This is a genomic window from Streptacidiphilus sp. MAP12-16 (assembly GCF_041262165.1).
In the GTDB taxonomy this organism is placed as follows: Bacteria; Actinomycetota; Actinomycetes; order Streptomycetales; family Streptomycetaceae; genus Streptacidiphilus.
Map to the genome: position 1 here is coordinate 1 of NZ_JBGCBY010000038.1, position 17,497 is coordinate 17,497.

Sequence of the window (17,497 nt, forward strand, 5' to 3'; positions counted from 1 at the left end):
AAGCGCGTCAACCAATGGCGGTATCGCCGCGGTGTCGCGCATTCCCACCAGCATGGAGCTCTGGTTCGTCGGGGCCAACGGATCCGTCCAGGACCGCTACTGGTACGAGGGTGCCAACTGGCAAGGCTTCGAACTTGCGCCCGCCGGAAGCGCGTCAACCAATGGCGGTATCGCCGCGGTGTCGCGCATTCCCACCAGCATGGAGCTCTGGTTCGTCGGGGCCAACGGATCCGTCCAGGACCACTACTGGTACGAGGGTGCCAACTGGCAAGGCTTCGAACTTGCGCCCGCCGGAAGCGCGTCAACCAATGGCGGAATCGCCGCGCGGTCGCGCATTCCCACCAGCATGGAGCTCTGGTTCGTCGGGGCCAACGGATCCGTCCAGGACCACTACTGGTACGAGGACGCTCCGGCGATCAAGAACTTTGACCAGGGAGTGACGACTGATATCGCCGTTGGCGGCTCGGCACATGTCGTGATGAAGCAGGACGGCAGTTTCACTTTCAGTAGTCACGCACATGACAGTGGCTTTGACAACATCGACTACACCATCTCCGCGGCGGTGCTGACGCCCGACGGAATCGTCTTTACCTTCCAGCACTCAGGCCACACTGAGGGAACCGTCGCAGGGTTGCCGTTCGGCACGCCCAATCGCAACGACGAATTTGCGATCGGCGGCCTCAATCCGCAGGTTACGGCCGAGTGGTCAAGTCTGTCGAACGGCAGCAGCTTCAAGGCCAGCATCGCCGGGACCGACACCCTCGTTCAGGGCGTCGAGGGAGCCATTTCTGATCTCGTCAAACAGCTTCTGGCCGAGGCGGAGAAGGCTGCTGCCGCCGCAGTCATCGCGCTCGTCTAACGAGCTCCGCACACCGGGCGCTCCACCTCAGCCTGTTTCTAACCGCAACTCGTGGTCAGCCACAGGCTGACCACGAGTTGCGGTTAAAGCTGAGGTGAGACGAGCCGTCGATATTCGTTCGACGGCCGGTCCGGGGTGGGCACACTGGCTCGATGTGCAGCTGATCAGTCCTGACGTACGTGTTCATGCCTCGTTTGTCGAAGCCATGGCCGAGTTCCAGGCCGAGGGACAGGGAGTTCCCGAAGACAACTCGATGGTGGGCGGGGACATCCTGCGCTACCACCCTCGGTGGCGTGACCCGGGTGTCTTCGCGGAGTACGTCGAGTCGGTGCGTGCGGATGCCCGGGAGGACACGCCCCGGCCCGAATGTCACGTCCCCGCCACCAGCTTGTGGTACGTCGACAGCGAGACCTGCCTTGGGCAGATCGCTGTCCGAAACGTGCAGTGTGATTGGGCGATGGAGCGCACACTGGGCTGGCTCTCACGGGCCCGGCGCCTGAACCGCGACCACGAGCGCCGACCCGACCACCACACGCAGATGGTGTGGTGGGCCGCCCTGATCACCCTGACGCGAAAGCTGGCGAAGGAGCGCCTGCACTGGCCGGAGTTCCGCCCCGGGCGCCTGGACCCGCGGCCGGCCTGAACAGGCCCCGCTCACGCAAGAGCCAGCCACGCGCCTCCAGCGCATAGGCACGATGGCGAACCTTCTCCACCTCGTTCAACCGCGCCGCATCGCGCCCCAGGGCCCGGGCCAACTCCTGCACCGTCACCGGCCCCGACGCGACCAGCGCCGTCTCGAAGACCTGCCGGTAGGCCCCACTCAACACATCGGCCCCCAGCCCCGCCTGCCAAGCCGGCGGCCGGGCGTCATAGCCCTCCCGCAACACCGGACCCGCCGGCACCGCCCGGCCATGCACACGGGCTCCTCCACCACGGCCAGCGCTGGTGACGGCCCGTCACCCTCCCGAACCGGCATCGCCCCTTGGGCGAACATGAGCGCCACCTCCTCGCGGGCGATCCGCACGTGCTCCAGCCGCTGCCGGGCTGCCTCCGCCTCCACCTCGGCCTCCCGCAGCATCTCCAGCCAAGACTCCAGATCCTCCCGGGCCCGCGCCTCCCGAACCTCCAACAACGCGATCACCGACGGCATCCCACACCTCCACGACCAGGCCAATCCCCTCGCTGGCTGCCCGCAGCTGGCCACCCCGACACCCCGACCATCCGAAAGCTCCTGGTCATCGAGCTACAGACCGGTTCACCACCACGCTCTGAGGGTGCTCCGGCCAAGCTGAGGTGCCGACCCGAACCCGAACCCGGCTTGTTCACCCAGCCCCGACCGTCAGGCCCCCAACCGGCCCACCTAACCCAAGCCCAGCCCCGAAGCGGACAATCGCTTGCGAACCGCCCTCTGAGAGCCACGTATGTGCGCTTACCAGAGCGTCAGCGGCAGGCCCGCCTGCTCAGCGACCTGAATGCGGTGCTCGATCAACCCGTCGGACTCGCCGAGGGCGAGTCCGGTGCGGGCGGCGGTTGCGATGGCGCGGGTGCGGCCGGCGGCGGCGCGCAGGTCCGCGAGGGGGCCGCCGGGGTTGCGGTGGCGTTGGGCCCATTCGGTTCGGTTCTGCGCGGAGGTGCCCAGTCTCAAGTGTGCGGGGTTGGTGCAGCCGTGCGAGTCGCACGAGTGGCACAGGACTGGATCGTCGGTGCCGGACCAGCCCAGGCGCGGTATCACTCCGCAGGCGACTTGGTAGGCGAACAGGTGAGCGGGGACTGTTCCCCGCCGGGAGGGTCCGGGCAGGCTGGCTGCTCCGAACGACCCGTGTCCGGTGGAGCTGACCGCGGCAAGCCAGGGCCAGCACTGCTGGTCGCTCCTGGCGTAGCGCTTCGCCTCGAAGCGCGCGACAACGCTGGGATCCTCCAGCCAGCTCCTCCAGAGCTGTGAGGGGACGCGGATGGGCGTGGGTTCCCCCAGGAATGACAGTTGTTCGCCGTGCTTTGGCCGGACCGGTGTCGGGCCGATGCCGTCCAGTTGGAGTTGATCACCGGTCGCGGCCGTGCGGCGGGAGTCGGTGCTGCGGGGCTCCGTGCTCAAGGGGCCGCGCTCCAGTTGAAAGGGGTCGGAGAGCTGGGCGGGACTGCTCAGTTCTCAGGAGGGGCCGGGACCGGCCTGGATCTCCAGGAGCCAGGCAGGTCCCGGAGGGCTCAGGAGCGGCTGCGGCGGTCGGGGTGGTCGGCCGCATGGCAGGGTGGGGCGCCGTCGGCTGCGAGGCGGAGCCGTTGCACGATCTCGTCCACCAGTCGGCAGAACTGATCGGCTTCCTCCGGTGTTGAGGGCGCGCTCACCTGCGAGCTGAGGATCCGTCGGATGTCCTGCACGCGCTGCAGGACATCCCCCAGGACGTCAACTGCCCGGGGCGGCACGGCGGGGTCCTGTGGCGGTGCGGCGGCGGTCGCTTCCGGAGCGGTATGGAGCGACGCTGTTACCGTTCCGTGATCTTCACAAGGGCGACACCATCCGGCGCTGGGCGAAGAAGCACCGGATCGAGCTGTGCTTCACCCCGACCTACGCGTCCTGGGCCAACCCGATCGAGGCCCACTTCGGTCCGCTGCGACAGTTCACCGTCGCCAAGTCCCACCATCGCAACCACACCGTCCAGACCCGGGCCCTGCACGCCTACCTCCGCTGGCGGAACCAGAACGCCAGACATCCCGACGTGCTCGCCGCCCAACGCAGGGAGCGCGCCCGGATCCGCAGCGAGAAGGGCCTCCGCTGGGGCGGGAGGCCGGCGAGAGTCGCGTGACCAGCCTGGAGTCTGTTCCCTACCCTCTCGCCAAGCGATCGGTCAGGTTGACCTTCGCCGCTGTCCACTCGTCTCGGAGCATGACGTAGACGAGAAGATCACGGTGGGTTCCGTCCGGCTTGAGCAGTGCCCCCACCTTGCACTCTTGCAGCCGGGCCCCGATCCGCGTGATGGCTTCCTGGGAGCGGATGTTGTCCACATCGACGCGCCAGACGACACGTTCGAAGCCGAGGGCCTCGAACGCGTAGGTCATCGTCAGCAGCTTGGTCTCCGAGTTCGCTCCCGTGCGCCACCAACTCCTGCCGAACCAGGTGCCTCCGATCTCTACGTGACCGTCCCACTGGTGCCAGCTGTGCAGATTCGTCGTGCCGATGGCCGTGCCCTGGACTCGACCGACCACCGCAAACGCGACGCGCTTCCCAGCGTCGACCTCTTCGAGACGCTTGGAGACGATCCCCCGCAGTTCCTCTTCGCTGGCAGGGGTCGGCGCACTCAACCAGCGCCAGACATCCTCGTCACGGCCGCCGACCTGGAACAGGTCGGGAACGTGCCGCAGAGCCAGCGGTTCCAGCCGCACATGGCGGCCTTCAAGAACGGTCGGCAGGGGCGCTGATGGCATGACCCCGAGGCTACTCAGTCCGAAGGCACGAGCGAACCCGGCGTTACGACGCTGCTGCAGTGGACTGCAACACGTCCAGAACGTGGCGGTGCACGTGGCCGTTGCTGTAGATGGCCGCGCCCGATGAGATGCTGGGATCACCGTCCAGGTCGCTGACCGTCCCTCCTGCTTCCTCGACGATTGGAACGGCGGCGGCGATGTCCCAGGGGTCGGCGGACATGTGGAAGAAGACGTCTATTGTTCCGGCGGCCACCAGCATGGCCCCGTGGCAGGCGTCGGCCCAGTTCGAGAGCGGGCCGCCGTCCGCGCTGAGCTCGATCAGACGCCGGCCTGCCGCGGCGCGTTGTGGCGGCACCCGTGCGCCGAGCGGCCAGATGGCGATCGTCGCCTTGTCGAGTGTCGCGATCGAGCTGACCGCCAGCGGTTCACGTCGCTCCCAGTCTTCATCGGCGGATGAACTGGTCCAGGCACCGGTTGAGCGCGTAGCCCACCAACGTCGCCGGAGCGCCGGTGCGGAGATCATGCCGGTGACTACCTCGCCGTTCGCTTCGACCGCGAGGAGAGTGCTCCACTGGGGTAGGCCAGCTGAGAAGTTGGCTGTTCCATCGATCGGATCGAGAATCCATCGCCGTGAGGCGTTCCCGTGGCTGCCGAGTTCCTCGCCGATGACGAGGTCGCCGGGCCGGCTGCCCCGAAGCTGGTCGCGGAGGGCCTGCTCGACCTCGCGATCGGCCTGCGTGACCGGACTACCGTCGGCCTTGGTCTGCGTCGGCACGGCCCCTGCGGCGAAGTACCTCAGGGAGATGCCATCGGCTGTGTCAGCCAGCTGCTGGATGAGCTCAAGATCCTCGGTCGCGGTCATGGACACGAGAGTTTAGGGGAGCTCTGACGAGGAGCGTCGTTCCCTGTCCACCGTCCGCACGGCGGGCATCGCTCGTTACACGCTGTTTGCCTGTACATCATCAGGAGCTGGGATGATGCGTTCGTAGGTTCCCTGCCCGCATGGGCGTCCGGCCGCTGCGTCGGGTGGCCCGCAGGGCGGGAATCATGTCTGTTCCACTTTGTCGAAGGGAGGCGCGGAGTGAATCGGCGCTTCTTGTACAGGCGTTCTCACCTGGCGGGTCAGGTGGCCTGTGTGGATGTGGGGGAACGCGCGCGGGTGCTCGCGGAGTTGGCCGGCAGGCGGTCCCTGGCTGAGGTCCTGGACGGCGGGGCCGCGGTGGTGGACGCGCTGCCTGTGCGCGAGTTGCTGGAGGCGCTGCCGTGGGTCGACGCGATCCATGCCGGGCAGTTGATGCGTGAGCTCGGGATGGCTGAGCGCCGGACGGTGGGTGGGCTCAGTGAGCGTCAGCGTGGGCGGCTGCGGGAGCTGTTCGGGTCGGCTGCCGCGGCCTGAACCGGGCCGGCTGTGTACCGGTCACAGCTGGAGGACGACCAGGGCGGTGTCGTCGGTGACGCCGGCGGGCGGCAGCAGGTCCCACAGGACGGCGTCGGCGAGGGATTCGGGGTCGGCCCCCAGGTGGCGGCCCAGGGAGTGGGCCAGAGTCTGCAGGCCAATGTCGATGTCCTGGTGGCGGCGTTCGACCAGCCCGTCGGTGTACAGCACCAGGACCTCCCCCGGGGTGAATGCGGTGACCGCTTCGGGGCGGGGGCCGGGTTCCGGGGAGGCGTCCAGGGGCGGGTCGAGGGCCTGGTCGAGCCAGGTGACAGTGCCGTCCGTATGCAGCTGCGCGGGTGGGAGGTGGCCGGCGCTGGAGTAGGTGATGGTGCTGGCCGTCCAGTCGATGAAGCAGGTCACCGCGGTGGTGGACTCCGCGCCGTCGACGAAGCTCGCGTAGCGCCCCAGCACGTCCAGGGCCTGGGCGGGGCCGTCGGCCACCGGGGCCGTCGGCCACCCGGGAGGCGGCGGCCAGCGCGCTGCGCAGCTGGCCCATGACGCCGGCGGCCTCCAAGCCGTGGCCGACCACGTCGCCGACCGAGGCGCCGACGCGGTCGCCGCCGGTCAGGTCGGTGATGTCGTACCAGTCGCCGCACACGTTCAAAGCCCCGGTCGCGGGCCGGTAGCGCACCGCCGCGCGGTGCCGGCGCAGCGGTCTGTAGTGCGGGAGCATGGCCTTCTGCAGGGCGAGGGCGACCTCGCGCTCGCGGGAGTGGGCCTGTCGCAGGCGCTCGTTGAGCTGCTGCAGCTCCCGGGCCCGGGTGTACAGCTCGGCTTCCAGGACCCGGTGCCGACCCTGCGGGGGCAGGCCGCGGGCGCGGATCAGCTCGGTTACCTCCTCCATCCGGGTCACCACCAGCACGACATGGCCGCCGCTGAGGACAGGGGCGTTGACGGTGCTCCAGTACCGCTCCTCCCACTCGCCCGCACTGTCCACGGACTGGATGTCGTAGCGCTGCAGCGCCATGCTGTCGCGCTCACCAGTGGCGATCACCCGGCGCAGCGACGCCTCCAGGTTCCGCGCGCCACCGGCGGGGATCTCCGGGTTCTCGGGGAAGACATCGAACAGGTAGCGGCCGATCAGTTCCTTCGCAGAGCGGCCGGACACACGACGGAAGTCCTCGTTCGCGTCCGCGAACACCAGCTGCGGGGTCAGCAGTGCCACCATGCCCGGCAGCGCGTGGAACACCGCCCGGTAGTCGATGCCGGCATCCGTCACAAGCAGCCGCCTTCGCCCTGATCGATGTCCCGCCCGCTGCCGGACCAGGCGGTGCCGGGGCACTGGCCTTTGTCGGGTGAAATGAACGTTACGAGCTGGGGAGCGATTGAGGTCGGGACGTGTCGGCCTGGAGGTTTGTCTGGTGGGTGATCAGCAGGCGGCCGGTTGGACGTGCATCAGTTCGGTGCTCGTCTTGCGGCGGGTCGCTCGGAGGGCGGAGCGGTTTGAGACTAGTGCGGCGATCGCGGTCTGGGTCTGGGCGAAGTCCTCACGTCTGCCGGTGAAGCGTTGCAGGGGGCGCCACTGCGCGTACTCGGCGTTGGCATGCTCCACGCAGATCCGTCGAGAGGACTGACGTCTGCGCGCCTCACGCCAGGCGTATTGATCGCCGAGCGGGGCGTCCGGCTTCACCTTTTTTCGGCGGGGCGCTGACCTGCTTGGGGAACTCGTTGGCCAGACCTCGATAGCCCTCGTCGACCTCGGCCTTCACCTTGGGGTGCCGGCGGAACTGTTCGGCGATGCCCTCACTGTGTACGGCAGTCTGGTCGTGCATACGACCGGGCCGGGTAACGCCGGAGAAGAGCGTCCGGTCCTGGGTGTCGCAGAAGGTCGTTGTCTTGATCGTGTTCTGCTTGCGCTTGCCGGACACGAACGCCTTGCGGCCCGGCCGGTGCGCACGGGGGCGGCGGACCTGCACGTCGGTGCCGTCGATGCGCATGTCCACGCCTTCCGCGTCGGCGTAGGCGAACAGGTCCTCCAAGGTGCGCAAGCGCAGGCCCGGGCGGTCGGGCACGGGGAATCCCCGCGCGGCCAGGAGCGGGCGGACCTCGCGCACCGCCCCGGAGATCGTGGACCGGTCCACGCCGTACATCTGCGCCAGCGCGGCGTGGGGCAGTCCGAGCCGCAGCACGACCAGGGTGACCAGCACCCGGTCGACGAAGACGAACCGGTGGTCAGGTCCGGCCCCGGCGGCACGCCGACGCTCACCGCCACGGCGTTCGTGCAGCGCCGACTCGTGCGCGGCCTGCCACATGGAGGCGAGCTCTTCGATCAACTCGCCGAGATGCGCGCGAGAGACCCCGGACAGGGCATGCTGGGAACAGGCCGCACGGGCCCACGCAGACGACACACCCCATAAACACCTGCGGTCCTCGTCACGTTACGACGATTCCCGTATCCGGCTGTCGCACCATGTAGATGTCGATCGGGTCTTGGTCCTCCACGGTGAACCCGTGGCGCTCGTAGAGCCGACGAGCAGCGCTGCCCTGCAGAACGTTCAGGCGGACAGGCACACCGTCGGCGTCGGCCCGCTCCAGCAGCGTGCGCAGGACGGCTGAGCCGAGCCCCCGGCCCTGGATGCCCGGTTCGAGATAGAAGTGCTCCAGCCACTGCCCGTTCTCCGCGGCCCGCAGGGTGATGCAGCCCGCGAAAGCGTCATCGGCCAGGATGATCGACGTGTGCTGCGGAGAGAAGGAATCTCGCAACCGCTGCCGGACGCGGTGCTCGTCAAAACGGCCCAACCTCTCCAAATCTGGTCGCATCACCGCCGCCCGTAGCTCCGCGATCATCTCGACGTCGGCCAGGTTCGCGGAACGTAGCGCCCATCCCACGGGGCGGCCCGCCTCGATCTCGTCCACCCGTCTGCTCGTATTCATGATCGAAGCATCTCAGTCAGGCCTGCTGCAGCAAGATCCTCACTGCTTAGGAACTCCGCAGCCTCTATCGCTCCCCAGGCCGTTAACGCCTTTCGCGGGCTTGGTCGCTTCACCACGCCGGACCGGCACCCGCAGCGGCGGGTGCGCGTCGGCGGGCAGCGGCCCGCGGGTTCACTGGGGTGATATACCCCTGGAAGGCCACAATCGACATACGGACCCCCGCAAGGGCCCAGGGAGGAGCGCGATGCGCGCCGCGTACCACGAGGAGCTCGCCGCCATCACCACCGGGCTGGAGCAGATGGCCCGGTTCGCCGCCTCGGCCATGGGCCGGGCCACCACCGCGCTGCTGGAGGCCGACGTGGAGCTCGCTGAGAACGTGATTGCGGCCGACGACAAGCTCGACCAGCTGCAGCGCGACCTGGAAGAGCGCGCCATCGCCGTCCTGGCCCGCCAGCAGCCAGTCGCCACCGACCTGCGCACCGTGGTGACCGCGCTGCGCATCAGCGCCGACCTGGAACGCTCCGGTGACCTTGCCCAGCACGTGGCTAAGCAGGCCCGCAGGCGCTACCCCGACAGCGCCGTGCCCATCGAGCTGCACGTCACTGTCTTGGAGATGGGCCAGCTCGCGCAGCGGCTGATGGCCAAGGCCGCCGACGTCATCGCCACCCGGGACATCGAGACGGCCCTGCAGATGGAGCAGGACGACGATGCGATGGACGACCTGCACCGCGCCCTGTTCCGCTGGCTGCTTGACGGCCGCTGGCAGCACAGCGTCGAAGCCGCGGTCGACGTCGCCCTCGTCGGCCGCTTCTACGAGCGGTTCGCCGACCACGCCGTCTCGGTCGCCAAGCGCGTCGTCTACCTCGTCACCGGCGAGCACACCGAACGCCTGCCACCGCAAGCGGGCCTCAGGTAACAGGCCCCCCGGGGACGTGCGAGGGCTGCACCCCAAGGTGGGCGGGCTACCGAAGGAAGTCTCTCTAGAAGGCGACCTTCGACTGCGGGTTCCAGGTCTCCGGTTGCTCGTACCCGTCCTCGAACTCCTGGCTGACGTACTCGGCCAGGTCTTCGCCGTTGCAGATGATGTCCACGCCCGAGACCGAGAGAACGGGGTGCCCGAAGGTTCCACGACCGGCGGGAAGAAACCGGTGCGCGTAGACGGGTACCAGTTGCGGCACTGTCGCTACTGACTTCGGCGCTTCAAGGTGATGGCGGTGGGAGGTCGTGGGAGAGTCCGGTTCCGGCGATGAAGCCGTCGAGGACGTCGGGGCGGTATTGCAGTCGGTCGTTTGAGTCGGTTGCGGACGAGGGTTTCGAGGCGGTCCAGGGCGACGCTGGCGAGGTTCGTGAGGCTGTGTTTCACGTGGGCCCACAGTGGTCAAGCGGGGACTGGCGAACTTTGCCGCCGCCGACTTGGACCACCTTGTCCGGGTCATGAAGCGCAAGCTCAAGAAGATCCAATACCGCCCGCACCTGATCGACGGCTGCCTCACCGAAACCGGACTGATCATCGAACCGCGGTGACCGCGGTGAGCTCAGAGACCGCCATCAGGCACTTCCGCTCAGTGATCCGGTAGAGGTCGCAAATCGGTTGCGCGTCTTCGGAAGCCCGCCGAGAATCGGGCGAATGCCAGCAGTCCTGACAGCAGATGAGATAGAGCGGTTCGTCACCGACGGCTTCGTGCACCTGCCAGAGGCGTTCCCACGCCCGGTCGCCGAGGAGTGCCGGGCGTTCTTGTGGCGCGAGACCGGCCTTGACCCGGAGGACCCCGAAACCTGGCAGCGCCCGGTCGTCAGGCTCGGTGGCTACTCGGACGAGCTGTTCCAGCGCGCGGCCACGACCCCGCGCCTGCACCAAGCCTTCGACCAACTGGTTGGCGCGGGCCGGTGGACACCACGAGTCGGCCTGGGCACCTTCCCCATACGGTTCCCCCACCCCGACGACCCAGGCGACACCGGATGGCACATGGACGCCAGCTACACCCCCGAAGGCGAAACGGGATCCTGGCTCAACCTCCGTTCTCGTGACCGCGCACTGCTGATGCTGTTCCTGTTCTCCGACGTCGACGCCGATCACGGCCCAACCCGGGTCAAGGTCGGCTCCCATCTGGACGTCCCACCGTTCCTGGAGTCCGCCGGCGAGCGCGGAGTCGACTTCTTCACGCTCTGTCAGACCATGCACGCCGCCGGGAAACTCGACTCACCGGAGCGGCCAGTAGCTCTGGCCACCGGTCGGGCCGGGGACGTCTACCTGTGCCACCCGTTCCTGATCCATGCCGCCCAGCCCAATCGCGGCACCATCCCCCGGTTCATCGCCCAGCCGCCCCTTATACCGACCGGCCTCCTCGACCTCGACCGCCACGACGGTGCGTACTCGCCCGTCGAACGTGCGGTACGGATCAGCTTGGGCACCACCAACGACGCAGGAATCCACTGGCTCCCGGACATGGGCAGGAGGCCAGCAGAGACGGCACAGCCGTTCGACGTCGCGGTCACCACCGGCCTCAGCGGGATCCCTTGATCAGCGAGAGGGCCATCACCCTTTCAAGCTCAGTGATATGAATACTGAATCGCGGCCCCGGGACGGGTTCAGCACCGCGCGCAGAATCGCATCAAATGATCAGTGGGTAGAGCTGGTTCCCGGTCGTTGCGTCCGGAAGGGGTGATGAGTGCAGGTCGGTGCCGTGGAACATCGGAAAACTCGATGCCCACGAGCGGAAGTAGTCGTTCGCGGAACCGCGCGCCCCGGTCGCCGCGGGTGAGTCCGGAGCGGCCGTTCGCTCCTGCCGCGCCGATCATGTCGCCGACGTGACCCATGGTCTGCCGCCCGGCTGTCCACGCCCCCAAGCGGACCCGGGCGCTACTTTCACCGGCCCGACGGCAGTCCATCGGATCGGCGACTTAGTGGTCGCGCCTGCAAGTCCTTCGAGGGTTGATCATTCGATCTGGCCGGTGGTAGCGGTCTGGTACTGGTCAAGGCGAGTGGGCAGTTGTTCAAGTCGTTGACGGTGAGCTTCCAGGTCTTCGCCGAGCGCGGACTGCTTCCGATCACCAACCTCGGCTGACCGTGAGGCGGGCATACCCACGATCCTGGGTCCGCCGACTGTACAAATGACCGGCTCAACCCCACAAGTAGGACAACCATGTCCACGACTCACAGCCGCGGCCTTGGGCTCCCGCGTCGATGTCCTGCCCCTGCCGCGGTGAGGCGTGGGGCAGGACTCCGAAGGCGCGGTGAGCGGGTCAGGCCAACGAGACCAGACGTGCACCCCCATCGGTCTCAATGATGGTGCCGGTGAGGTTGGCATTGGTGGCGGCAAGGGCCACTACCTCGGCGACCTCCTGCGCCGAGGCGATGTGACGGACCGGCAGAGTGGCGGCGGTTTGTGCGAAGTACTCGCGCTTGGCGTCTTCCGGCAGGCCGCTCCACCAGGGCGTGTCGACGAGCCCGGGAGAGACGGCGTTCACTCGTATCGGAGCGAGTTCCGCGGCCAGCGGCCTGACCAGGGCCTCGACGGCGCCGTTGAGGGCGGCGATGCCGGCGGTTCCCGGCATGCCGGCCCGCGCGGTGATGGCACTGAGCAGGGTGATCGAGCCGTCCGGTGCGAGATGCGGTAGGACCGCCTGGATCGTGGTGACGTGAGGCCAGAACTTGGCCTCGAACGCGCGCCGCAGCATCGTCAGGTCCAGATCGGCTACCGGCCCCGGCCCCTCGCTCCCGGCCGCCGCCAGGACCAACCAGTCGATGCTGCCGATCACCTTGGCGAGGGCCCGGGTCTCGCCAACGTTTCCGGCGTCAGCCTGGTGCCCGACCAGCTCGGCGTCGGTGACGGCAAGGGCGTCAAGGCGCTCCTTGCTGCGGCCGGCGATATGCACCGTGGCACCACGTGCCTGGAGCAGGCGGGCTGTTGCGAGCCCGATACCGGACGTTCCCCCGACCACGAGGGCAGTGCGCTGAGACATGGCATCTCCCTATTTCGAACCACTGCGTCTCGCATTAAGCTAGCCTCCATGGTCATGGACAAGCAACCCCCTTCGGAATCACGCCCGGGACGCAAGCGCAGCGAGGAGAGCCGGATGGCGATCCTGGTCGCGGCGTTCGACCTGGTCGGCGAGGTCGGCTACGCGGGCCTGACGATCGAAGGAATCGCCAACCGCGCCGGATGCGGCAAACAGACGATCTACCGCTGGTGGCCCTCCAGAGCCCACGTGCTCCTCGAAGCGCTCGCAGTGAAAGCCGATCTGTACGTCACAAATGCCGACCACGGCTCCTATGCCGACGACCTACGGGCCTTCCTAGAGGACACGTTCCGGCTCGGCCGCCAGCAGCGCGTCGTCGACATCCTGTGCGTCCTGATGGCGGAGGCCCAGATCAACGAGGAGTTCGGCCAACTCTTCCGCAGCGCCTTCCTGCAGCGTCGGCGCGACGCGCTCCAGGTGGTCCTCGATCGGGCCCGGACGCGGGGCGACCTGCCGCCCCGCCCTGCCGCGTCCACCGTCCTGGACATCGTGTTCGGCACCTTGTGGTACCGCCTCCTGGCCACGCGTCAGCCCATGGGCAACGACCTCGTCGAGGACCTCACGGCCACCCTCGCGCAGGCCGCACAGCACCCCACCAACACAGTGATCGCCCCAGGAGACCAGCAGTGACCCGTTCCCTTGCCGTCCTCATCACCGGCGCCACCGACGGCCTCGGCCCGGCCCTGGCCGAACGCCTGGCAGCTGACGGCACCGACGTGATCCTGCACGGCCGCAACCAGGCCAAACTCAACCACATCGCAGACCAGTTCGCGGCCCGCGGCGCATCCAGACCCCGGACCGTGACCGCGGACCTCGCCGACCTCGACCAGGTCCGCCGCATGGCCGCTGAGATTCACGTGTCGGTGGACCGACTCGACGTCCTGGTGATGGAGTAAGCGTGGACCTCAATCATGTGGAAGCGGTGCTTAGTCAGCACCCCGCCGTGGAGGACTGCGGGGTCGTCGCCGTGCGGAAAGGCGGACACGCGCGGCTGGTCGCTCATTGCACCCTCGGGTTACCGGCTCCCTGGCGTGATCTTCAGAGGTTCGCGACAGAGCGCATGCCTGCGGCGTTCACGCCGAGGGAGTGGCGCGTCGAGGAGTCCCTGCCCCTGACGAGCAGCGGGAAGGTGGACTACCGCGCGCTCGCCGAGCGCGATTCCTCGACCGCCGACGGGCGGTGACCAGTGCGGCCGGGTGGTGGCGGGAGCGGGCGGGTGGTTGTGGCCCTCCGCCAGGTTGTCGAGCTGCTGGCGCGGGGCCTCCATCAGCGGCACGCCGCGCTCGGTGCCCAGCGTCAGACCTTCTCGAACCCGCTCGTCGTTGTCGATGAACCGCTGCACGTAGAGCGCCGACTCCACCCCGGTCCCATGCGGCATGTCGCGCCCGACCGTGCAGCGGTCCAACCTGGCCGGCTGGGCCAGCTACGGCTACTGCGCTTCCGACTCCCGGTTCTTCTGGGGGCTGCGGCTGTACCTTGTCTGCACTCCGGCCGGGATGCCGATCATGGCAGGCGCTGGCCAATCCGAAGATCGGCGAGCGCGAGGTCCTCGGGGCGATGCTGGAGGTCGACGCAGCCCTGGTCGCCCAGCGCGAGGGCATCGTGCTGATCTCGGACAAGGGCTTTGCGTCTAAACCGTTCGAGAATGCCCTCGCCGAGCAGGGCATCGAGCTGCTGCGGCCCTCCCGCAAGCGGGAGAAGCAGCGATACGGCGAGCCGATGCTCAAGAAGGTCCGCCAGCTCATCGAGTCCGTCAACGACACCCTCAAAGGCCAGCTCGACCTGGAACAACACGGCGGCCGGACCATCGAGGGTGTCGCCGTGCGCGTCGCCCAACGCATCCTGGCGATGGCTGCCGCTATTTGGCACAACAACAACACCGGCGCATCGGTCACCCGCTCGCTGATCGCTTACGATCACTGATCACATCGGCCGCAGGCCCGGTTCATCGCGTCGGCATGCCTCCGTGCGGGCTGTTGACCACCAAGGGCAGCGATCCTTCCACCAGGTAGGGGTGCTCGGGAAAATAGTCGATGTGGAGGTGACCGCCGTCTTCGGAAGTGGCCATGGCATGCAGATTTTCGGCCAGGACAGCCCTGGCGTCGGCATCGCCGTTGATCACAAGGGTCTGCCGCTGGGTATCAACGTCGATGCAGACACCGGAACCGAGTGCCCTCCTGACTTCGATTCCCGCCAGGGTGTTGCCATCGAGCGAAGACACGAACGCGGCGCTGATGAACCCAGCACCCTCGGCTACCGCGCTTGCCAAGCAGGCCAGTTCTGTCGCCGTCGCGGTGAGTTCCACCTCGCCACAAACGGGATCTGACACGAGTCTCACAGGCTTCGCTCCTTCAAGGTCGGCCTCCATGATGCCCGCGAAGATCGCCGCTCACTCACCCGAGCACATAGGAGCAAGTCGTCTAGATGGGATCGTGGGCCACCGCACATCCTGCCGACCGCTGGCCTCAGGGCTGCCAGCGCTGCCGCCGGGGCAGTGTGGGAGGACGATGGGAGGACAGCGGAGACGCGAGAGCGAAGCGGCCAACGACAGGCCCGGGCCCGAGGCGGCTTCCGCTGGGGTGGGCGGAAGGAGGGCTGGCGGTGGGTGAGCCCGATGCGTCCCGGGCCGAGCCAGTCCCGGTCGGGATTGCTCCCTCCGAGCCCGGCGGCCTGCTGGACGTACTGAGTGTGGCCGCGGTGGTGGTGGGCGCTGACGGGCGGATCGTGCTGTGGAGCCCGCAGGCCCAGGACCTGTTCGGCTGGAGCGCGCAGGAAGCACTGGGCCGCTACGCCGCCGAGCTGCTGGTCGCAGCCGAGCACGTCGACCTGGTCCTCGACCTGTTCGCCAAGGTCATGGCAGGCGCAGGGGCCTGGGCCGGAGTCTTCCCCATACGGCACAAGGACGGCTCCACCCGTTTGGTCGAGTTCCGCAACATGCGGCTGCAGGATGAGCGCGGTGGCGTGTACGCGCTGGGCCTGGCCTGCGACGAGGCCATTCTGCGCGGCGTGGAACGTGACCTGGCACTGTCGGTGCGCCTGGTGGCGCAGGCCCCGATCGGGCTGGCGGTACTGGACACCGACCTGCGCTACGTCCTGGTCAACCCGACGCTGGAGCGGATCAACGGCCTTGGGGCCGCCGAGCTCCTGGGCCGTCGGGTAAGCGAAGTGCTGCCGATGCTGGACGTCGAGCTGGTCGAGGCCTCGATGCGCCAGGTCCTGGCCAACGGCATACCGCTGCTGGACCAGTTCGCGGTCGGCCGCACCCCCGCCGACCCGCATCGTGAGCACGCCTGGTCGGGGTCCTACTACCGCTTGGAGGACCCCGGTGGAAGGGTGCTGGGCGTCGCGGTGTCGGTGGTGGATGTCACCGAGCAGCACCGTGCAGCCACCGAGGCAGCCGAAGCCCGACGCGGGTTGGCACTGATCGCCCGCGCCTCGGTACGCATCGGCACCACCCTGGACCTGGACCGCACCGCGCGCGAACTGGCGGACCTGGTGGTGACGGACCTGGCCGACCTGGCCGCGGTGGACGTACTCGACTCGATTCTTAAGGACGACGGTGGCACCACCGCGGTGACCGGCGCAGGGCCGGCCGTCTTCCGGGCCCTGGCCGTAGCGGCGTCCTACGAGACCCCTGCCGTCCACGCCGCCGATCCTCCCGGCGAGATCGCCAGCTATCCCGCCGACCGGCTGGTCACCCAGTGTGTGAACACTGGGCGCCCCGTGCTCGTGGAGCACGTCGCCCCTGCGGACCTGCCGCGCATCGCGCGTGACGGCGACGGCGCAGCACTCCTGGCGGCCGAGGGATTGCACTCCTACCTGGTCGTGCCGCTGCTCGCCCGCGGTCAGGTCCTGGGCGTGCTCGACCTCGGGCGCACCCGCAATCCGCTGCCCTTCACCGCCGACGACGTCGTGCTCGCCGGAGAGCTGGCCGCCCGCGCCGCCGTGTGCATCGACAACGCCCGCTGGTACCAACACGTCCGCAACACGGCCCTGACCCTGCAACGCCACCTACTGCCGCACCAGCCACCACAACCCGTCGGCCTTCAGATCGCCTACCGGTACCAGCCCGCAGGCGTCACCAGTGGGATCGGCGGGGACTGGTTCGACGCCATCCCCCAGCACCAGGACCAGACCGCCCTGGTCGTCGGAGACGTCATGGGACACGGCGTGCACGCGGCCGCCACCATGGGCCAACTGCGCACCGCCACGCGCACCCTGGCCGACCTCGACCTCGACCCCGCCCAAGTCCTGTACCACCTCGACCGCATCACCACCGGTCTGGACCAGACCATCGCCACCTGCGTCTACGCCGCCTACGACCCCCACCACGCCCGCTGCCGCATCGCCCTGGCCGGCCACCTGCCCCCCGTCCTCATCAGACCCGGCCAACACCCCGAACTGCTCGACCTACCCACCGGAGTCCCACTCGGAACCGGCGGCATCCGCGACGCCCGGTTCGAGGCCACCTTCCTCGACCTGAGTGTCGGCGACCAACTGGTCCTGTACACCGACGGCCTGGTCGAAACCCGCGACCAACCCCTCGACCAGCGCCTCGACTACCTCCTGCGCCTGCTCACTGACCCGGGCCACCAGCTGGAGGCAACCTGCGACCGACTCCTGGCCGCCCTGCGGCACCCGGACGCCGACGACGACGTCGCGCTGGTCATCGCACGCGTCCGACCCCACTCACCCGCCGGGCACGAGACTGCGCGGATCTGACACAGCCCCAGCCGAAGCACCAGTCGAATCCCCGCACGCCCAGTTGACCGCGGCGACGGTCCAGGGACCAGCAGGGGCCTGCCCACCAGTTGCGTTCCGAGCGCCGGAAGCCGACCTGAGATGGCGGTTGCGGCTTGGGTGGCCGGCGTGGTGATGGCCCCGTC

Annotated in this window: 19 protein-coding genes and 5 pseudogenes; 11 read left to right on the forward strand and 13 right to left on the reverse strand. The window is 68.4% G+C overall.

Annotation, left to right across the window (positions count from 1 at the left end; all coding sequences use genetic code 11):
* Both ABIA33_RS33910 and ABIA33_RS33915 read left to right on the forward strand, forming a co-directional pair.
* A pseudogene (locus ABIA33_RS33910) lies at positions 1-859 on the forward strand (hypothetical protein); the annotation flags it as partial.
* A 205-nt stretch (positions 860-1,064) separates the two neighbouring features.
* Positions 1,065-1,502 (forward strand): hypothetical protein, encoded by a 438-nt coding sequence (locus tag ABIA33_RS33915; protein WP_370087231.1) that lies wholly within the window; start codon positions 1,065-1,067, stop codon positions 1,500-1,502.
* A 177-nt stretch (positions 1,503-1,679) separates the two neighbouring features.
* Here ABIA33_RS33915 and ABIA33_RS33920 read toward each other — a convergent pair whose 3' ends face one another.
* The 3 genes from ABIA33_RS33920 to ABIA33_RS33930 form a co-directional block, all read right to left on the reverse strand.
* On the reverse strand, positions 1,680-2,009 hold the full coding sequence (locus ABIA33_RS33920; protein ID WP_370087233.1) for a hypothetical protein: 330 nt from the start codon (positions 2,007-2,009) through the stop codon (positions 1,680-1,682).
* 279 nt (positions 2,010-2,288) lie between these two features.
* On the reverse strand, positions 2,289-2,951 hold the full coding sequence (locus ABIA33_RS33925) for a hypothetical protein (protein WP_370087235.1): 663 nt from the start codon (positions 2,949-2,951) through the stop codon (positions 2,289-2,291).
* A gap of 110 nt (positions 2,952-3,061) precedes the next feature.
* A complete protein-coding gene (locus tag ABIA33_RS33930) occupies positions 3,062-3,235 on the reverse strand; it encodes a hypothetical protein (protein ID WP_370087237.1) in 174 nt (57 codons plus the stop codon).
* Between the two features lie 122 nt (positions 3,236-3,357).
* Here ABIA33_RS33930 and ABIA33_RS33935 point away from each other — a divergent pair.
* A pseudogene (locus ABIA33_RS33935) lies at positions 3,358-3,660 on the forward strand (transposase); the annotation flags it as partial.
* Positions 3,661-3,679: 19 nt separating this feature from the next.
* Here ABIA33_RS33935 and ABIA33_RS33940 read toward each other — a convergent pair.
* Together ABIA33_RS33940 and ABIA33_RS33945 are read right to left on the reverse strand one after the other, a co-directional pair.
* Positions 3,680-4,279 carry a GNAT family N-acetyltransferase gene (locus ABIA33_RS33940; protein ID WP_370087239.1) on the reverse strand — a complete coding sequence of 200 codons (600 nt, stop codon included), beginning with the start codon at positions 4,277-4,279 and terminating at the stop codon, positions 3,680-3,682.
* 43 nt (positions 4,280-4,322) lie between these two features.
* Positions 4,323-5,141, reverse strand: coding sequence for an inositol monophosphatase (locus ABIA33_RS33945; protein WP_370087242.1), 819 nt, complete (start codon positions 5,139-5,141; stop codon positions 4,323-4,325).
* Between the two features lie 273 nt (positions 5,142-5,414).
* Between ABIA33_RS33945 and ABIA33_RS33950 the strand changes: the two genes are divergently transcribed.
* The gene (locus tag ABIA33_RS33950) at positions 5,415-5,675 is read left to right on the forward strand and encodes an integration host factor (protein WP_370087244.1); all 261 of its coding nucleotides are present in this window, start codon (positions 5,415-5,417) and stop codon (positions 5,673-5,675) included.
* 21 nt (positions 5,676-5,696) lie between these two features.
* Here ABIA33_RS33950 and ABIA33_RS33955 read toward each other — a convergent pair.
* The 4 genes and pseudogenes from ABIA33_RS33955 to ABIA33_RS33970 all read right to left on the reverse strand — a co-directional run bounded on the left by ABIA33_RS33955 (position 5,697) and on the right by ABIA33_RS33970 (position 8,504).
* Positions 5,697-6,936 (reverse strand): annotated as a pseudogene (locus tag ABIA33_RS33955) (PP2C family protein-serine/threonine phosphatase).
* 150 nt (positions 6,937-7,086) lie between these two features.
* On the reverse strand, positions 7,087-7,269 hold the full coding sequence (locus tag ABIA33_RS33960; protein ID WP_370087246.1) for a hypothetical protein: 183 nt from the start codon (positions 7,267-7,269) through the stop codon (positions 7,087-7,089).
* Between the two features lie 34 nt (positions 7,270-7,303).
* A complete protein-coding gene (locus ABIA33_RS33965; protein ID WP_370087248.1) occupies positions 7,304-8,065 on the reverse strand; it encodes a transposase family protein in 762 nt (253 codons plus the stop codon).
* A gap of 25 nt (positions 8,066-8,090) precedes the next feature.
* Positions 8,091-8,504 (reverse strand): GNAT family N-acetyltransferase, encoded by a 414-nt coding sequence (locus tag ABIA33_RS33970; protein ID WP_370087362.1) that lies wholly within the window; start codon positions 8,502-8,504, stop codon positions 8,091-8,093.
* 331 nt (positions 8,505-8,835) lie between these two features.
* On the opposite strand from ABIA33_RS33970, the gene phoU reads away from it, so the two are divergent.
* Positions 8,836-9,507, forward strand: coding sequence for a phosphate signaling complex protein PhoU (gene phoU, locus ABIA33_RS33975; protein ID WP_370087250.1), 672 nt, complete (start codon positions 8,836-8,838; stop codon positions 9,505-9,507).
* A gap of 64 nt (positions 9,508-9,571) precedes the next feature.
* Here phoU and ABIA33_RS33980 read toward each other — a convergent pair whose 3' ends face one another.
* Positions 9,572-9,769 (reverse strand): hypothetical protein, encoded by a 198-nt coding sequence (locus ABIA33_RS33980; RefSeq protein ID WP_370087252.1) that lies wholly within the window; start codon positions 9,767-9,769, stop codon positions 9,572-9,574.
* Between the two features lie 449 nt (positions 9,770-10,218).
* Here ABIA33_RS33980 and ABIA33_RS33985 point away from each other — a divergent pair, with 449 nt between their 5' ends.
* Positions 10,219-11,112 (forward strand): phytanoyl-CoA dioxygenase family protein, encoded by an 894-nt coding sequence (locus tag ABIA33_RS33985; RefSeq protein ID WP_370087254.1) that lies wholly within the window; start codon positions 10,219-10,221, stop codon positions 11,110-11,112.
* Between the two features lie 722 nt (positions 11,113-11,834).
* Here the strand turns inward: ABIA33_RS33985 and ABIA33_RS33990 are convergent.
* Positions 11,835-12,554, reverse strand: coding sequence for an SDR family oxidoreductase (locus ABIA33_RS33990; protein ID WP_370087256.1), 720 nt, complete (start codon positions 12,552-12,554; stop codon positions 11,835-11,837).
* A 54-nt stretch (positions 12,555-12,608) separates the two neighbouring features.
* Between ABIA33_RS33990 and ABIA33_RS33995 the strand changes: the two genes are divergently transcribed.
* The 3 genes from ABIA33_RS33995 (at position 12,609) to ABIA33_RS34005 (ending at position 13,794) form a co-directional block, all read left to right on the forward strand.
* Positions 12,609-13,241, forward strand: a complete 633-nt coding sequence (locus tag ABIA33_RS33995) for a TetR/AcrR family transcriptional regulator (RefSeq protein WP_370087258.1) — start codon at positions 12,609-12,611, stop codon at positions 13,239-13,241.
* Positions 13,238-13,507 (forward strand): SDR family NAD(P)-dependent oxidoreductase, encoded by a 270-nt coding sequence (locus ABIA33_RS34000; protein ID WP_370087261.1) that lies wholly within the window; start codon positions 13,238-13,240, stop codon positions 13,505-13,507. The genes ABIA33_RS33995 and ABIA33_RS34000 overlap by 4 nt, the downstream gene beginning before the upstream one ends.
* A 71-nt stretch (positions 13,508-13,578) precedes the next feature.
* Positions 13,579-13,794 (forward strand): hypothetical protein, encoded by a 216-nt coding sequence (locus tag ABIA33_RS34005; protein ID WP_370087364.1) that lies wholly within the window; start codon positions 13,579-13,581, stop codon positions 13,792-13,794.
* Positions 13,795-13,827: 33 nt separating this feature from the next.
* Here ABIA33_RS34005 and ABIA33_RS34010 read toward each other — a convergent pair.
* Positions 13,828-13,965 (reverse strand): annotated as a pseudogene (locus ABIA33_RS34010) (RNA methyltransferase substrate-binding domain-containing protein); the annotation flags it as partial.
* Between ABIA33_RS34010 and ABIA33_RS34015 the strand changes: the two are divergent.
* Positions 13,964-14,534, forward strand: a pseudogene (locus ABIA33_RS34015) (IS982 family transposase); the annotation flags it as partial. The pseudogenes ABIA33_RS34010 and ABIA33_RS34015 sit on opposite strands and share 2 nt — an antisense overlap.
* A 22-nt stretch (positions 14,535-14,556) precedes the next feature.
* Here the strand turns inward: ABIA33_RS34015 and ABIA33_RS34020 are convergent.
* Complete coding sequence (locus tag ABIA33_RS34020) at positions 14,557-14,949, reverse strand: hypothetical protein (protein ID WP_370087263.1); 393 nt, start codon at positions 14,947-14,949, stop codon at positions 14,557-14,559.
* A 263-nt stretch (positions 14,950-15,212) separates the two neighbouring features.
* On the opposite strand from ABIA33_RS34020, the gene ABIA33_RS34025 reads away from it, so the two are divergent.
* Positions 15,213-17,333 carry a SpoIIE family protein phosphatase gene (locus tag ABIA33_RS34025; RefSeq protein WP_370087265.1) on the forward strand — a complete coding sequence of 707 codons (2,121 nt, stop codon included), beginning with the start codon at positions 15,213-15,215 and terminating at the stop codon, positions 17,331-17,333.
* Positions 17,334-17,497: the final 164 nt, after the last annotated feature.

Coding starts and splice junctions, on each gene's coding strand:
- ABIA33_RS33915 (WP_370087231.1), top strand. CDS start 1,065: ATGGCCGAGTTCCAGGCCGAGGGACAGGGAGTTCCCGAAGACAACTCG.
- ABIA33_RS33920 (WP_370087233.1), bottom strand. CDS start 2,009: ATGCCGTCGGTGATCGCGTTGTTGGAGGTTCGGGAGGCGCGGGCCCGG.
- ABIA33_RS33940 (WP_370087239.1), bottom strand. CDS start 4,279: ATGCCATCAGCGCCCCTGCCGACCGTTCTTGAAGGCCGCCATGTGCGG.
- ABIA33_RS33945 (WP_370087242.1), bottom strand. CDS start 5,141: ATGACCGCGACCGAGGATCTTGAGCTCATCCAGCAGCTGGCTGACACA.
- ABIA33_RS33970 (WP_370087362.1), bottom strand. CDS start 8,504: ATGATCGCGGAGCTACGGGCGGCGGTGATGCGACCAGATTTGGAGAGG.
- phoU (WP_370087250.1), top strand. CDS start 8,836: ATGCGCGCCGCGTACCACGAGGAGCTCGCCGCCATCACCACCGGGCTG.
- ABIA33_RS33985 (WP_370087254.1), top strand. CDS start 10,219: ATGCCAGCAGTCCTGACAGCAGATGAGATAGAGCGGTTCGTCACCGAC.
- ABIA33_RS33990 (WP_370087256.1), bottom strand. CDS start 12,554: ATGTCTCAGCGCACTGCCCTCGTGGTCGGGGGAACGTCCGGTATCGGG.
- ABIA33_RS33995 (WP_370087258.1), top strand. CDS start 12,609: ATGGACAAGCAACCCCCTTCGGAATCACGCCCGGGACGCAAGCGCAGC.